The following is a 16,442-nucleotide window of genomic DNA, read 5'->3' as shown; positions in this document are numbered from 1 at the left end:
TGTCAGCTAGGAAATTGCAAAGGAATTTCAGGTATCTTTCGCTGGCAAACGTTTTGTCCTACAGTAGCGGGGCCTCAAGCTGGTGAGTCAGTTGGGGACAGAACCTGAGACGAAAATAAAGGGTATTCAAATGAGTTTCGCCCCAAATGGCGGTATTCCGGCCGGTTCCGGTGGGAATCTGTTGGGCTCGTTGAGCGCGCTTGGCGGCCTCGCCGGGCCGGTTGCGTCCACGGTGGCAGGCCAGATTGGCCCGCTCGCCGGCGTCGCAAGTCATATCGACACGGTGCAACGCGCCGTCCAGCTTGCGCAGACCGGTTTCTCGCTGATGAACAAAACGCCGGCCGCAATTGCGGACGCGCTCAACAATGCGGCTGGCGGCGTTGCGCGACTGACTCAGCTAAATCGATACGTGACCATCGACTCGCCGCTTGGTCCGGACATGCTACTGGTCAGCACCGCGGTCATCGATGAACACGTCAATCGGTTGCCGGAAATCCACCTCGATTTGCTGTCGCACCAGCACGATCTGGCGCCCGATCAGCTGATCGGCCAACCGATCAAGATCCGATTTGACCAAAGCGCGCGGCAGTCCACGCTAGAGCGCATCGTCTCGTCAGGCGGGGCCGACGGTATTCGCTACTTCGACGGCTACGTCACGTCGTTCGACCGGGCGGGCAACCCGGGCAAGGTGACGCAATATCAAATGACGGTGGCGCCGTGGTTCTGGTTTCTGACGCGCTCGACCGACTGCCGGATTTTCCAGAACAAGACCGCTCAGGACATCCTCACCGAGATTTTTCAGGATCACGGGTTCACCGATTTCGAGTTCGACATCCGGACCGCACAGAAGCCGCTCGAATACATCGTGATGTACCAGGAGTCGTACTTCAACTTCTGTGCACGTCTGATGGAGCAGGAAGGCCTGATTTGGACGCATCGCTACGAAAAGGAAAAGCACTTCCTTGTCATTGGCGATACGAATTTCGTTTTCCGCCCAATCGACGGGTTGGCCAATTTGCCGTATGCAGCCACCGCTGCGAGTGAAGACAACGGGATCGACCAGTTGCACGAAGGGCGACGCTTTGGCGTTGGTAAGATCGCCTTTCGCGACTTCAATCACCAGAACCCGTCGTCGCCGCTGATGCTGGCGCAGGCCGAGCCAGAGAATCTCCGGCATGCGGGACTCGAGACAACGGAGCGATTCGAACACCAGTCGTTATTCGACCACGGTGATGATGGCGATCGCTACGCACGCATTGCGATGCAGGCGGAAGAAGCGAGCGCGCATCGCTATACGGGCAGCGGCTATGCATGGCGGATGACGGCTGCAGGCAGCGTGACGGTGTCGAACCATCCGGTCATGGCCAACAATCAGGAATACGTCATCCTGCACGTTCGCCACGAGGCCGTGAACGATTACACGGAACACAACGCAAAGCTGCCGTACCGCAATACATTTTCTCTGCTTCCGAAGAAGTTTCCGTATCGTTCGCCCAGAAATACGCCGAAGCCCGTCATTCACGGCACGCAGTCGGCGATCGTGGTCGGCCCAAAGGGCGAAGAAATTCACACGAACGGCAGTGCTGTGAAGGTGCACTTCCTGTGGGATCGCCGCGGCAAGTTGGACGGGTCGGATTCGATGTGGATCCGCGTGTCCCAACCGTGGGCAGGCGACGGGTGGGGGGCCGCAGCCATTCCGCGGATCAAACAGGAGGTCTTGGTCGCGTTTAATCAAGGGGACCCAGACAATCCGGTCATTGTGGGCCGCGTCTACAACGGCGAGCAGGGCAACCCTTATCACGGGGCTGCAGGGCAGACGATGGGGATCAAGAGCCAGACGCACAAGGGCGCCGGCTCGAACGAACTGCGGTTCTCCGACGTGAACGGCGCGCAAGAGGTCTTTCTGCACGCGCAGAAGGACATGAACACGGTCATCAAGGATTCGGAAACGCATACGGTCGAAGCCGGCGGGCGCACGGTGTCGCTGCTCAAGGGCAGCGAGACGAAGCAGATCGCCCAGGGCGGATTGAAGGAAACCATCGCGCTGACTCGCGACACCACGGCGAACGTGATCAATACGAAGGCCATCGCAAGCAAGGCCGGGCCCGGCATGCAAAGCCATCAGGCGAGCGACGGCATCGAGCATCGGGTCGGCGATGGCGTCGTGACGATGACGCCGGACAGCATCAAGCTGACCTTCGGTCCGTCAACGATCGTCATCAACGCGAACGGCATCTATCTCGACGGGCCGGTCATCCATCTGAATCGCGGCAGCGCGCCGTCCGCCGAACAGGCGCTCGCACTCGAGTGGGCGGCGGAGCAGGCGACGATCGCGAAGGGGCTGGCGAGCTCCGACCCGGCGACGCGCGCGGCGGCAGCCAAGCTGGCGAGCTCGCTGAAGGCGCAGCAACTGGCGAAACTCGCGGATCACGTGTATCACCCGAACGATCCGCCGCCGACCGGGTGGAAGATGGCGACCAACGATCCGGAAGCATTGAAGGCGTTCGGCCTAAAGCCGGGTGATTTCGAGAAAAGCGGTAGCAACTTCGGGGCGCAGATGTACATCCCGGATCCGAAAGTCTTCGGCGACAGCATGAAGCCGACGGTCGCGTTCAAGGGGACGCAGCAGCTCTTCGGCGAAGACATGAGCAACAACATGGCCCAAGGGCTCGGCGCGGATGCGCCGTATTACCGCAACGCGGTCACGATCGGCAAGAACATCGAGACCACGGGCGCGTCGGCCGGCGTCGATTTCACCGGGCATTCGCTCGGCGGTGGCCTGGCGTCCGCTGCAGCCGAGGCCAGCGGCGGTTCGGCTGTGACCTTCAATGCTGCAGGCCTCAATCCGGAGACCGTCGCGCAATACGGCGGGACCGCCCAGCCGGCCAACATCACGGCCTACCGCGTCGACGGCGATATCCTGACCGGCCTGCAGGAAGGCCGCCTCGGACCGATCAGCGACGGTACGGCGGCGTTGATGCCCAAGGCGGTTGGCAGCCCCGTCACGCTCGACGGTGAAAGCGTGACCACGGTCGGCCGTCACCTGATGGGTGACGTGACGAACGGGATCAACCAGCAGGTCGCGAAGGATCAACTCGACCTGGTCTCCCAACTGAATTCATCTCACTGATGCGATACAAAAAAGCGATAACCGCCGGCGCGATTGCCGCACTCGTTGGAGTGTCCTCGCCGCTCTGGTGGCCCACTCAAGCCCAAGGGACGAACATGACTGGCTTCAAGCGTTACGCACCGGAAGATTTCTTTTCGGGGCAGCAACTCACGTTGGCTCAGGCCATTCATGACGGCGACCTCACTCGCGTTCAGCAGCTTGCGCCTAAGACCGATCTGAATGCGCCGGGCGCGAAGAATACGACGCTGCTGTCGTATGCCGTGCAGGAAATCGTTCCGGTCAAGAATGACGCGTCCAATCCGCGCTACCAGATCATTTCGGTGCTCGTGAAGAACGGCGCAGATCCCAAGGCGCCGGTCGGTGCCAGCGGCGGATCGGTAGTCGACGTCGCATTGCGGGCCGATACGCCCAACCTCCTGCGCGTGTTGTTGAACAGCGGGCTCGATCCCAACTGGCAATACAACGGCGACACGCCGATGATTTTTGCAGTTGCAGAGAACCGGCTGCTGCCCCAGCTGAAACTGCTGGTTGAGCACAAGGCGAACGTGAATGCTCGTGATTCGCTCGGAAAGACGGCACTCTTCGAGGCGACGATGATTCAGCAGTGGGACGTCGTCGACTATCTCCTCTCGCACGGCGCGGATCCGAAGATTGCCAGCCAGCTCGGCGTGTCGTACGGGTGGGTGCTGCAGAACGAGTTGAAGAACCATACGGCCGCGGACTCGCCGGCGCGTACGCGTATCGAAGAGGTTCGTCGCAAGATCGTTTCGGCCGGCGCGCCGTGGCCGCCGCTCGATCCGAAGGCGCAACGCGCAGCGATGCGCGCGCGCGGCGAGAAGGTTGTGACGCCGGCCGGCCAGACGGATTGAACGCACGCGTGACGGTTGAAGCGTCGTGCAATGGATTCGGGAAATGATGAACGTTTTTGATTCGACGCCGCGTATCAGGCGGGAGACGGTCCTCGGTGTATCCGGGGCGCTGTACCTCCTCTCGCTGACGATGCCGGCGATGCATTTCGAAAAGGAAGCGTCGCTCAGCGGGCTGTCGGTTCTCGCCCAGGGCTGGTTGGGACTGTTCATGCTCAATCCAGCATGGCTCGCCAATCCGCTCTACGTGGCCGCGGCCGTCCAGCTCGCTCGGAGCCGATATACCCGCGCGAGCCAGCTTTCGGCCGCTGCGCTCGCGTGTGCGCTCTGTTCACTGTTCACGACGAAGTGGTACTTCAACGAAGCAGATGCGACGCCGATATCCGGCTACGGCGTTGCGTTTTACGCGTGGCTCGTCGCACATGTCGTATTGCTCGCGGGCAGCTTGCGCTTGCGCCGGGAAAGCGCCGTCGCGCTGCAAGGAAAATGAGTGGTGGCGCGAGTGGGCGCTGATTTCCACTCATTCCAACAACTACACATCACGAGAGAACCAGCATGACGGATTCCGAAAACCGTATCCGGATTCACGAAGGCAGCATCGTTCTGCCTAACGGTTTCGAGGATCGCACGACCAACCTGTTCGTGCCGGCCGATACTGCCGCACAGCCGAACCTCAGTGTCGCACGCGACTGGCTGAAGGACGGAGAGACCCTTGCGCCGTATATCGATCGGCAGATCGCGCTGCTCAAATCGAGGCTGCAGGGACACCGGGTGCTTTCGCGTCAGACTGAACGGCTTGGACCTGAAACCGATGGAATGCCGGGGGAGCGCATCGACGCTGCCTATCGGAACGGCCCCAAGACCGTTTTTCAACGGCAAGGCGCATTCATTGTTGCCCCAGGACGCGTGCTGATCTTTACCGCTTCGAGCGCGAAGAGCTTCGGCGAAACGCTCGACGCATTGTGGCGCGACTGGCTCGACGGCTATCGTCCGGCAGAACAAGAGTCGGCATAACAACAGCAAAGGACCATCATCGTGTACGAAGCCGCACGAGTCACTGACCCGATCGATCACACCAGCGCGCTCGCGGGCTTTCTGGTCGGCGCCGTGCTGGGCATTGCCCTGATCGCCGCAGTCGCCTTCGCCACATTCACATGCGGATTCGGCGTGGCCTTGCTGGCCGGCATGATGGCCGGTATCGGAGCGCAGGCTCTCCTATCAATAGGGGAGTCGATCGGGAAGATGTTCAGCTCGCAATCCGGCAACATCATTACCGGCTCGCCGGACGTCTACGTCAACTCCCTTTCGGCGGCCTATGCGACGCTGAGCGGCGTCGCGTGCAGCAAGCACAATCCCATTCCGCTTGTCGCGCAAGGATCGACGAACATCTTCATCAACGGGCGGCCCGCGGCGCGGAAGGACGACAAGATTACCTGCGGCGCGACGGTCGGCGACGGTTCTCACGACACGTTCTTTCACGGCGGCACGCAGACATACCTACCGGTTGATGACGAAGTGCCGCCTTGGTTACGGACCGGGACCGACTGGGCGTTTGCGCTGGCGGGACTGGTCGGGGGGCTTGGCGGACTCTTGAAGGCAGCTGGCGGCCTGTCGCGCGCGGTTCTACCGTGCGCCGCAAAGTTCATCGGCGGGTTTGTTCTTGGAGAAGCCTTTGGGCGCTACGTCGCCGGCCCTGCGATCAACAAGGCGATAGGCGGGATGTTTGGTAACCCGGTCGATGTGACGACCGGCCGGAAGATCCTGCAGGCCGAATCGGAAACCGACTTCGTGATCCCGAGCCCGATGCCGGTTTCCGTCGAACGATTTTATTCAAGCAGTATTGACTATGCGGGAACGCTCGGCCGCGGGTGGGTGCTGCCGTGGGAGCGCCGTCTGCATGCTCGTGACGGGCGCCTCTGGTTGACTGACACACAAGGACGCGAGAGTGGGTTTCCGCTGCTGAGGGCTGGGCAAGCTGCGTTCAGCGAAGCCGAGCAGCAATATCTGACCTGTACGCCGGATGGACGTTACATCCTGCATGACATTGGCGAGACGTATTACGACTTCGGCCGATACGATCCGGACTCCGGCCGTATCGCATGGGTGCGCCGCATCGAGGATCAGGCTGGGCAGTGGTGCCAGTTCGAGCGCGACAGCCGCGGCCGCGTCACCGAGATTCTGACGTGCGGCGGATTGAATGCCGTGCTCGATTACGAGCAGGGACACGGACGGCTTAGCGCGGTCACGCTCGTTCATGGCAATGAGCGCCGGCTGGCCGTCGCTTACGGATACGATGAGAACGGCCAGCTGGCGTCGGTGACGGACGCAAATGGGGCGGTCGTGCGCCAGTTCGCATATACCAACGGCCTGATGGCGAGTCATGTGAACGCACTGGGTTTCACGTCGAGTTACGTGTGGTCGACGATAGAAGGCCAGCCGCGGGTAGTCGCGACACGCACCAGCGAAGGCGAGGACGCGACGCTCGAATACGACATCGAAGGCCGTCAAACCCGCGTTCGGTACGCCGATGGCCGCACCGGGCACTGGCGCTTCGACGCACAGTTTCAGATTGTCGAGTACATCGACTTCGACGGCGGACTCTACCGGATCAAATACAACGACGCTGGCATGCCGGTGATGCTGATGCTGCCGGGTGAGCGCACGGTCGAGTTCGAGTACGACGATGCAGGCCGGATCGTCGCCGAGACCGATCCGCTGGGCCGTACGACTCGCACTCGCTATGACGGCAACAGCATGCGGCCCGTGGAGGTTGTCGGGGCTGACGGCGGCGCCTGGCGCGCGGAATACGATCCGCAGGGCCGGCTGCTGTTGAGTCAGGATCCGCTTGGTCGGGAAAATCGCTACGAATATCCCAAAGGGCTGACCGCGCTGCCGATCGCGCACGTCGACGCGCGTGGCGGCCGTTCGACGCTGGAGTGGAACAGCCTCGGCGAGCTGGTCCGCTACACGGACTGTTCCGGCAAAACGACGCGGACGATTTTCGATGCGTTCGGCCTGCCGCTCGCGCGCGAGAATGCTCTGGGGCAACGCATCTCGTACGATCTGCGCGCCACGGGGGAGCCGCGCCAGATTAGGTATCCAGACGGCAGCGCGGAGACATTCGAGCACGATGCGGCAGGATTGATGGTCAGACACGTCGACCGTGGCGGACACGTCCAGCAATTGCTGCGGAATACTCGAGGGCAGCTAATCGAGACGATCGATCCCGCCGGAAGGCGGCTTTGCTATCGCTACGATGCACAAGGACGGCTTCGCGAGCTCCGACAGGGCCACGCCCACTACACATTCACGTATAGCGCAGGCGGCCGCCTGTTGACCGAGACCCGTCCGGATGGCGTGCAGCGGCGGTTTGAGTATGGGGAAGCTGGTGAATTGTTGGCTGTAGACTTTGTTGGTGCGGCAGAAGGCCGTTCGGCGCAAGATCGTCCGATTCGAACCATCCGATTGGAACGTGACCGGATGGGAAATGTGAAGGTGCAATATTCGCCGACCGAAGTCACGCGCTTCGAGTACAACAAGGGCGACCAGTTAGTGAGGGTAGAGCGGACGCCGACGTCAGCCGGGATAGCACTTGGGATCTCGCCGGACGTTGTGAACTTCGAATACGACAAGGCCGGTCGACTGGTTGCCGAGCATGGGGCGAATGGCAGGGTCGAATATGCGCTCGATGCACTCGATAACGTGATGGCGCTCGAGTTGCCTCACAACCAGACGTTGCAGATGTTGCGTTACGGCTCTGGGCACGTGCACCAGATCCGCTGCGGCGATCAGGTGGTGAGCGACTTCGAGCGTGACGACTTGCATCGCGAGATCACGCGTACACAGGGGCGGCTGACTCAACGCTCCGCCTATGATCCGCTCGGTCGTAAGGTCTGGCAGTCGTCTGGCCTCCAACCTGAAGCGTTGGGACGCGGGCGCGGTCAGTTGTGGCGAAACTACGGATACGATGCCGCCGGCGAGTTGATCGAGATGAGCGACAGCCTACGCGGCAACACGCAGTACAACTACGATCCGGCTGGGCAACTGACTCGCCGCGCAAACACCGTGGACCGGCAGCTCGAGGAATTTGCTTGGGACGCCGCCGGAAATCTGCTCGACGAAGCGCAGCGGCGAAGTCGTGGGTACGTCGAAGGCAATCGCCTGCGCATGTGGCAGGACCTGCGCTTTGAATACGACGCGTTCGGCAATCTGGCGGCAAAGTTTCGCGGGGCGAACCGGACGCAGCGCTTCACGTATGACGGACAGGACCGGCTGATTCTGGTCCGAACGCAGGACGTGCGTGGCGTCGTCGAAACTCATTTTGCCTACGATCCGCTCGGTCGGCGCATCGCGAAAACCGATACCACTTTCGATGTGCGCGGCGCGAAGCAACGGTCCGAGACGAAACGGTTTGTTTGGGAGGGGGCGCGACTGGCTCAGGAGGTCCGCGAGACTGGTGTGAGCAGCTATGTGTACAGTCCAGACGCACCTTACTCGCCAGTGGCGCGCGTCGACGCGGTACTTGCAGAGGCGTTGGCTGCAGCGGCAATCGACACGGCCAAGCGTGCCGCGCGGATCTACTACTTCCATACCGATCTCGTGGGGGCGCCGCTCGAAGTGACCGACGAGGCGGGGGAGCTAGCGTGGGCCGGCCAATATGCGGCTTGGGGTAAGGTCGAACCAGGCGGCCGGCAAGTAACCGCCGCGCGCACCGATCAGCCGTTGCGCTATGCTGGGCAATATGCCGACGACAGCACTGGCCTCCACTACAACACGTTTCGATACTATGATCCGGACGTAGGGCGGTTCATCAACCAAGATCCGATCGGCTTGTTGGGTGGTGACAATCTGTACGCGTATGCGCCCAATCCAACCGGATGGATTGATCCGTGGGGATGGTGTGTTACACCTGCTGTTTCGCGTGGGGCCGCCGGTCAGCCACTTCGTGCAACCGCGACGATCACGGCTGCGGACCTCGGCACCGGAACCGCAACGAATGCGTCGTCTCGAGCGTGGGCGAGATTATTGGGGTATCCAACTGACGATGCGGGCCACATTCTAGGAAAACTTCTCGGCGGGAGTGGTGGAAAGGACGGTGTCTTCCCTCAGTTGCCAGGCATCAACCGTGGTTTGTTCAGGGATTTCGAGGGACGGGTCGCAGCTTATGTGAAGAGGGCTGGCTCGGCTGATGTGGACATCCAATTCGTCTACGGTAACGGTGGCACTCGGCCTACGCAGATAATCTATGACGTATTCCAGAATGGGCAGAAGATTATGGGTAGTATTTTCAATAATTAAAGGTTTAAGATGATGGATGATAATGTTGAGCAAGCACGAGCGGCGTTGCGATCATTTATGTTGGAGATGAATCAATGGGAAAAGGATTTTTACGAGAAAAAGCATAGTGCTCTGAAAAGTGGTGGCGATGTTTCTGGTATTGATGACCGTGCACGGAAAGATCTTTCTGCTATTTTAGAGAAATGGGCGTTCCAGGAAAAAACAAACCAAGGTCGTTTGATTGACTTGGGTTGTTCGGATCCGCCGACATACGATCCTGAAACTGATGTTGAAGATAGCGTCGAATCCAAAGACGGAGAGGTGGTTTTCACCATTCGCCAGACATTGGGAATGTTGACGATATCCCGATTCACGATGAAGGAAAAGGCGGGTAAATGGATGGTGAAGAAAAAAGAGTTTCTTAATTTTAACGACAAATGGCAGCGTTCAGTTCTATAACAACGTCGTTCGCCCCGTTTTTCTGATTGGGCGTTGTCAAGCCTGGCGGAATGGGGCACCCTTTGATTCCGTGCAGAAAGGTAAATAGTATCGGCCTGGATGTCGTGGGTGCTGAGAGTAACACGTCGACATTTTTTCTTGAGCCGTGTGAGGCCGGGATGCGCGAGGAGTTTGCACCGCGCCATAATAGCTGATGGATTCTCGGTATTTATGGAATTTGGATGTGGGGCGGTGCGTGAGTAACGTTTACGGTTTGAGGCAGGATGAAGGATTTCAGCCTCTCGTTCAAGTCGATGATGGCGGTGAAATCGCATATGACAATAGCGTAGCTATACGAGCAACCGCTCTATGTGGGCGAGGGTTTGGCCGAGACTATGACCCCGTTAAGCTTACGTGGGGCACTTCGCGCAGAAAAAAGACCAGCGACGTTCATACGATGCTATCTCCGTTTCTCGTGTTTAGTGAGAGGGCGCTTGTTGTATTGGCGCCGGTGCTTCGTGACAGCGGGGAGATATTGCAGGTCGAGGCCCCGATAAAAGACATGTTCGGATTTCATGTAACCCGGGTGATAGAGAATGCTGTCGATATGGATGCATCAAAATTCAAAGTCTACCCTCCGGAGAGGGTTTTTAATAAAATATTTCTTCTGAAGAGTCGCATTGAAGGGGCTGATATATTTCGCCTAAAAGAAAGCCCGGCTACGGTATTTGTATCCGAGCGTTTTAGAGAGCTTGTAGAGCAAAATAAATTAAAAGGGTTCGATTTCGGAGAGGTCATTTCGCGATCTGAGAAGTAGGATTTCGCAACTCCCGTGACTGGTCAGAGCATGGCCAGGGTGGCCTCGATTTCACGAGAGTAACGTGTGAGAATCATACGTTGGGGCGGTCGACTTCTAGGCCTCTATGGGCGGGTACGCCGACGAAAGGAATTTAGCGGAGCAGCAACGTTGTCACTCGATCAGTTGAAGCGAATGCGAGAGGCTCTTCGTCCATACGGATTGAAGTTGCTGGAATCGGAATGGAAAGGTTGGCACGCGCAGTATCGATTTCGATGTCGCAAGGGACACGAATCCAGCCGATGCGGCTCCTATCTGTTCTACACGATGGTCCAGTGTCCGGCATGTCGCGTTGACGAGATACTTCGTCAGATCCACCAACTCGCGCGGCAGGCCGGCGGGCGCTGTCTTTCGGAGCAGTATGCGGGCCGCGGCACACCACTCCAGTTTGTATGTAAGGCCGGGCACGTGTTCGAAAAGACCGCCGAGAATCTGCGAAAGGGCTCTTGGTGCGTGCTCTGCGCGAGGACGCAACACTCGAAACGCATGGCCGATCCGGACGGGATGACGCGCATGCGAGGGGCCGCAAATGCGAGAGGCGGCAAGTGTTTGTCGACCAGCTACACGAAACTGACAGAGCGCTATCGTTTCCGGTGTGCTGCTGGACATGAATGGGAGACTTCCGGTAGCGAGATCGTGCGGGGCGCCTGGTGCCGCATTTGCGCGGACCGAGAGAAGGTACACGCATATCGTCACCAGGATGGCCTGGCAAGGTTACGTGAACGAGCGAGGAGCCATGGTGGGGTCTGTCTGTCGAAGGTCTACGAGGGCAGCAAGGCCTACTATAGGTTCCGATGTGGTGCAGACCACGAGTGGGAGACGCAAGGCGCGAGAATCTTTCGTGGCGCTTGGTGCCCGGAGTGTCAGCGGGAGGCAATGCGCTTTGGGATCGAGCGCATGCGCCTGCGGGCGAGGGAACTCGGCGGGCGGTGCTTGTCCGAAACATACCGAAACGCTGCGACGCGCCTGAAATGGGAGTGCGAACACGGGCATCGCTGGGAGGCCGCTCCTGGGGCTGTTGTTCGGGGGCATTGGTGCCCAGTGTGCAGCCGCGACGGGTCCAGGCTCGGGCTCGAGCTGATGAAAGACATTGCACTTGAGCGTGGTGGGAAGTGTGTCTCAGCGACTTATGTGAATAGCGCAACCAGACTTGAGTGGGAATGCGCCCGAGGCCATCGATGGCTCGCCACACCGAATACGATTCGACGTGGCCACTGGTGTGCTCGGTGTTATTTCATCAGTATCACGACAACGGAAAGGACTCGCCGCAAGCGGCGACATGAAGCGGTCGGGACGTGAGCTTTTCAACCGGATGCACGACGCGCCGGCGCATTTCAGCTCAGTGAGATTGTCTTTGGCGGACAATGACGCGATAGGATATGAGCCGTTGCTCAATCGCTCATGACGTACTGTTTTGTTATGCTCTGGTGTGATCGCATGGAATCAGAGACGAACGATGCTCATTCGAGAACAAGGGCGCCTCATCAAGTTGCTTCGGGTCGAGCCTCCAAAGCGGCCTTCCATCAGGGCGCGGACGCGCGAATGTGTCATCGGTACGTTTCGTGTCGATGAACCTGTCCCGACTGGGCTGCTTGACACTCTGTCCCGCGACGAGCGCAAGCTGCTCGAGCGATGGCTTGAAGCATATCGGGAAAGCAAGGCGCGCGATCAAGTGCGCCCCGTGCTGGCCGGCGCACCCGAACAGCTCGAGAGGCTCGTTGGTGCGCTCGAAGTGGCGGCCGACACTTTGTCGAGCGCCGAAGCAGATCAGATTTGGGCGCAGCTTCATGCGATTGCGCGCACGTTGAAGAGAGCGGGGCATCCGCGGCCGCGAGCAGCACGTCGGTCGCCGGCGGCACTGCCAGGGCAGCAGGACTTCTTTGGTGAATTCGACGAGCTCGAGCGGCTGGCCGAACAATGAACATGCGCCGCTTGATCTTCTCTGTGCGAGGCGGACGGGCATAGGCTGGAGCGCCGGTCGTCGTCTACAACAACGACATCTGGCTCGAAGTGCTTTCGTCGATCGTCTGACCGGTTTCCTTGGCGGGCCGGTTCCGCCAAGTTGCGGATTGCGCATGCCCGTTTGGCACTTCAATTTCGGTGATCTGCTGATACTTACGCGCCCAGTCGGCCCCGAGTACATCGGCGGAGAACACGACACCCGGCGCAATCTGAACAAACTGGCTCATCGGCAGGTCTTCCTAAGCGGACTGAACGTCGAAGTGCGCAGCGGCGTAGCGCGCGCTGCAGTTCCGAGGTGACCTTGATTTCAGCGCAATTTGCCGGTTAGGACGGTTCAGACTCTACGCGTGGTTGCGGCATGGCCCCAATAAATATTGGTCTAAGATCAAACAGTTGCTGTCTGGGTGCCAAGCGGGTGGCGCTTGAGCGCCTGTTGTACGCCAAGCAGTGCGGTAACCCGTTCCGTCATTGCGGCATGGCGAAGATCGCCATCCGGCCGTTCTGGACGCGCCCGGGCTGGTCTACCTAGACCGGCATTTCGAAAAAGGCAAGCTGGACCAGGAGCACTGGATGGCGAACCGGCGCGCTGCGCACGGCACGTAAAGTTCCGCGGCGCTGTTCGCCGGACCGATGCGCGCACCTGCAGTTCGAGACGGACGGCGCGTGGCGCGTGACCTGACCTAGCTCGGGTTCAGGTCTTAGCGGCTCGTCCACCTAGAAGACGTGCAGCAAGGTGTCGGCGTTCGTGCGCAACACACTCGTCGACATAGTGGATCTCGCGGTCGACGCCCGCCCGCAATCGTAGAGCGGGACCGTCGCACGACCGGTATGTTCACCGTACGTCGCAGTTTCTCAATTCGTAAATGGCCGACCGTCCTTCGCATGGCGTAGCACCTCGTGCTCGGTTTACCGCCTGCTTGAAGCGATGGGCAACGTCGAGGTTAATGCCCGTCGGCCAGTGAACTTGCCCCTGGGTGACCGGACAGGCGGTCACGCTTCGGTTTGAGAATGTGCTTGCTGGCGAAACTCGCGTAGTGTTCCGATACGTCCGTTACGTGAGCAGTCTCTATCGGGTGACACGCGGTTAAACTCGCGTGCTGGCAAATATGGGAACGAGCCTGATCTGCTCCGTGCGTGTGCCACAAGCGAACCCACGGTCATCCAATGCGAACGGGGATAGCCGGGAAGTTGCCCGGAGAGATGCAGGGAGGATACATTCGCCGCGGTGGATTGACAGAATGCAGGGCTGATCGATTACCACCGGAAGCGGTCGCCTACGAGGCGGGAATGTGTGCCCCAGCCGTCAGGGTGATAGGTCACGCTGGGGATGTAGATCGGGCCGGAAGCCGAATCGCTTGCCCACGCGTGGCGCGCTTGCGGCGTCGAACCAGGCGACGGCTGAGGGCTGCCCACATGCAGAATATTCCGCGCCGGGGCAACGACGTGGCTGGCCGTTCCCGCATGTGCGCTTATCGAATGACCGGGCTGTAAGGCGGCCAGCGCGATCAGCATCGGTATCGAAATGCCGTCCACTTCTCCTCACTCATGCTGGTTGATGGGGTCAATCCACGCTGCGATCGGAGTAGCGATTAATGAAAGCACTTTGCACTACCCGTCACGCGCGCCTATATTTTAGGTCACGTGATGACATGATTCCAGAAAACTCCCGGTGTTTCCGGAGTTCGTGATGGCAGCAAGCAATCGAAAGGCTGGCGCAAGCGCCACGAAACACGACCTTGAGCAGCTATCCGAATTTCGCTACCGGCTGCGGCGCTTCCTGCGTTTCTCGGAGGAAATCTTGCGTGCCGAGGGGCTGACGCCGTTGCAATACATGCTGATGTTGCACACCTGTGCGTTTCCGGACCGCTCGTGGGCGACAGTGGGCGAGATTGCCGAGCGGCTGCAGGCGTCCTCGCATGGCACTGTGGCGCTCATCACACGCTGCGAAGCAGCCGGGCTCGTCCGGCGCCAGACGAGCGAGCAGGATCGAAGGCAAGTGGAGATCCATCTGACAGAAAAAGGGGCGGATTGCTTGCGCAAGGTTGCGGCCCTGCACAAATCGGAAATTCAGTCATTCGGCTGGGCATTCCACGACGTCACCGATACCAACTGATCGCGCGGCAGCGATGCGCGCGCAACGGGTTCCCCGAACGGCCGACACACATCGGCCGTCACAAGAACCGGCAGGGTGGGAGAACGAACACACACGCAGCAGGGGGAGGTCGTTTGCAAGGAGTGGCATATGAGCACGACCTCGAGCCTCAATCTGGAAGGCAAACTCCGGCGTGACGCCGGAATCATCGGGCTGTTGTTCGCCAGCACGACCAGCATGGTCGGTTCCGGCTGGTTGTTCGGCGCCTATCACGCATCGCGCATCGCCGGCCCGCTGAGCATCGGCAGCTGGGTTCTGGGCGCGGTCATCATCATGTTGATCGCGCTTTGTTTTGCCGAACTCGCCGCACTGTTTCCCCGCAGCGGTGCTCTCGTGCACATGAGCCATGCGAGCCACGGCGCAGGGCTCGGACGCATCTGGTGCGGACTGCTGTTTCTCGCGTATGTGCCGGTGCCGGCAGTCGAGGCAGAGGCAATCGTCACCTACGCGAACAACTACCTGCCGTGGTTTATCCAGCCGGGAAGCACCGGCCTGCTGACGGCGATCGGCTTCATGGCCTGTGCCGGCCTGCTCGGGGTCATGGCCCTGCTGAATCTGATGGTGATCCGCTGGCTGTTGCGCGTGAACTCCACGATGACGTGGTGGAAAGTGCTCGTGCCGCTTCTGACGATTGCCGGCTTGCTGGGTGCGAGTACGCATTGGGGCGTCATGCAGGCAGCGCCCGGCAGTTACCACGTGTCCGGCATGTTCACCGCGCTGCCGGCCGCGGGCATCGTCTTCAGCTACCTCGGCTTTCGAACCGCGATCGACCTGGGCGGCGAAAGCGCCAATCCTCATCGAAACATTCCGCTGGCCGTGATCGGCGCGGTACTTCTGGCCGCCGTCATCTACATCCTGCTGCAGATCGCGTTCATCTACGCGCTCGCGCCGGCCGATCTTGCCGCAGGTTGGAACAACCTCAGCTTCAAAGGCGAGATGGGGCCGTTCGCGGGGCTCGCAACGACCCTCGGCATGGGATGGATGGCCACGCTGCTTTACATCGACGCCTATGTATCGCCAGGGGGAACCGGTCTGATGTACGTCACAGGTGGCTCGCGCATCCTGTTCGCGGCAGGAGAACTGGACGCAGGCCCGCGCATGCTGACGCGGTTGAATACCAACAAGATTCCCTGGGTTGCCGTCCTGATCATGTGGGCTGTCGGTGTGCTGTTCCTGATGCCGTTCCCGGCGTGGCAGCAGATGGTGAGCTATATCACGTCGATCACCGTTCTCACGTACGGGCTGGGGCCGATTGCGCTGCTCGTCCTGCGACGCAACATGCCGGAACTGCAGCGGCCGTTCCGCATGAGCGGGGCCGGGTTGATCGCGCCGCTCGCCTTCGTGTGCAGCAACCTCGTCATCTACTGGACCGGCTTCAAGACCAACAATTTCCTGTTCTCGCTGGTCGCAATCGGTTTCGTCCTCTACGCGCTTCACCATCACGTCGTGTTACGCCGTAGCGCGCGAGACTTCGGCTGGAAGCACATCGCCTGGTTGCTCCCATGGTTCGGCGGCTTATGGTTGTTGTCGTGGCTGGGCGGCATCGGAGGCGGTCTGGATGTTATCGGATTCGGCTGGGACATTCTGCTGGTCGCCGCCTGGAGCGTGGCTGTGCTTGCGCTGGCCATGCGCAGTGCGCTCGATGCCGGCGAGACGTCGGAGATGATGGGGCGCATGAACGAGACCAGTTGATGGATTTGCACACTCGACACAGGCGGGAGTCATGACATCGGGATCGACAGGAGGAGAGGGCAGCGCGGC

Annotated in this window: 11 protein-coding genes; 10 read left to right on the top strand and 1 reads right to left on the bottom strand. The window is 60.1% G+C overall.

Going from position 1 to position 16,442, the window contains the following annotated elements; genetic code table 11:
* The first annotated feature begins 130 nt into the window (after window positions 1-130).
* The 8 genes from J7024_RS15620 (at window position 131) to J7024_RS15585 (ending at window position 12,488) form a co-directional block, all read left to right on the top strand.
* Window positions 131-3,130, top strand: coding sequence for a type VI secretion system Vgr family protein (locus J7024_RS15620; protein ID WP_105822428.1), 3,000 nt, complete (start codon window positions 131-133; stop codon window positions 3,128-3,130).
* Window positions 3,130-3,999 (top strand): ankyrin repeat domain-containing protein, encoded by an 870-nt coding sequence (locus tag J7024_RS15615; RefSeq protein WP_105822427.1) that lies wholly within the window; start codon window positions 3,130-3,132, stop codon window positions 3,997-3,999. Before J7024_RS15620 ends, J7024_RS15615 begins: the two co-directional genes overlap by 1 nt.
* 43 nt (window positions 4,000-4,042) lie before the next feature.
* Window positions 4,043-4,486 carry a hypothetical protein gene (locus J7024_RS15610; protein ID WP_105822426.1) on the top strand — a complete coding sequence of 148 codons (444 nt, stop codon included), beginning with the start codon at window positions 4,043-4,045 and terminating at the stop codon, window positions 4,484-4,486.
* 65 nt (window positions 4,487-4,551) lie between these two features.
* Window positions 4,552-5,010: a DUF1795 domain-containing protein gene (locus J7024_RS15605; RefSeq protein WP_105822425.1), complete on the top strand. Its 459-nt coding sequence runs from the start codon at window positions 4,552-4,554 to the stop codon at window positions 5,008-5,010.
* A gap of 21 nt (window positions 5,011-5,031) precedes the next feature.
* Window positions 5,032-9,294: an RHS repeat-associated core domain-containing protein gene (locus tag J7024_RS15600; protein ID WP_105822424.1), complete on the top strand. Its 4,263-nt coding sequence runs from the start codon at window positions 5,032-5,034 to the stop codon at window positions 9,292-9,294.
* A 12-nt stretch (window positions 9,295-9,306) separates the two neighbouring features.
* Window positions 9,307-9,732, top strand: coding sequence for an NTF2 fold immunity protein (locus J7024_RS15595; RefSeq protein WP_166722861.1), 426 nt, complete (start codon window positions 9,307-9,309; stop codon window positions 9,730-9,732).
* A gap of 235 nt (window positions 9,733-9,967) precedes the next feature.
* On the top strand, window positions 9,968-10,528 hold the full coding sequence (locus J7024_RS15590) for an imm11 family protein (protein WP_234745275.1): 561 nt from the start codon (window positions 9,968-9,970) through the stop codon (window positions 10,526-10,528).
* A 1,495-nt stretch (window positions 10,529-12,023) separates the two neighbouring features.
* On the top strand, window positions 12,024-12,488 hold the full coding sequence (locus J7024_RS15585) for a hypothetical protein (protein WP_181157818.1): 465 nt from the start codon (window positions 12,024-12,026) through the stop codon (window positions 12,486-12,488).
* 64 nt (window positions 12,489-12,552) lie between these two features.
* Here J7024_RS15585 and J7024_RS15580 read toward each other — a convergent pair whose 3' ends face one another.
* Window positions 12,553-12,756, bottom strand: coding sequence for a hypothetical protein (locus J7024_RS15580; protein ID WP_105822420.1), 204 nt, complete (start codon window positions 12,754-12,756; stop codon window positions 12,553-12,555).
* A 1,460-nt stretch (window positions 12,757-14,216) separates the two neighbouring features.
* Between J7024_RS15580 and J7024_RS15575 the strand changes: the two genes are divergently transcribed.
* Together J7024_RS15575 and J7024_RS15570 are read left to right on the top strand one after the other, a co-directional pair.
* Window positions 14,217-14,642, top strand: a complete 426-nt coding sequence (locus tag J7024_RS15575) for a MarR family winged helix-turn-helix transcriptional regulator (RefSeq protein ID WP_105822435.1) — start codon at window positions 14,217-14,219, stop codon at window positions 14,640-14,642.
* A 129-nt stretch (window positions 14,643-14,771) separates the two neighbouring features.
* Window positions 14,772-16,373, top strand: a complete 1,602-nt coding sequence (locus tag J7024_RS15570) for an APC family permease (RefSeq protein WP_234745274.1) — start codon at window positions 14,772-14,774, stop codon at window positions 16,371-16,373.
* Window positions 16,374-16,442 lie beyond the last annotated feature (69 nt).

Source organism: Burkholderia sp. WTPI3 (genome assembly GCF_021483755.1).
Classification (GTDB): Bacteria; Pseudomonadota; Gammaproteobacteria; order Burkholderiales; family Burkholderiaceae; genus Burkholderia.
This window is presented reverse-complemented; position numbering and strand designations above follow the sequence as displayed.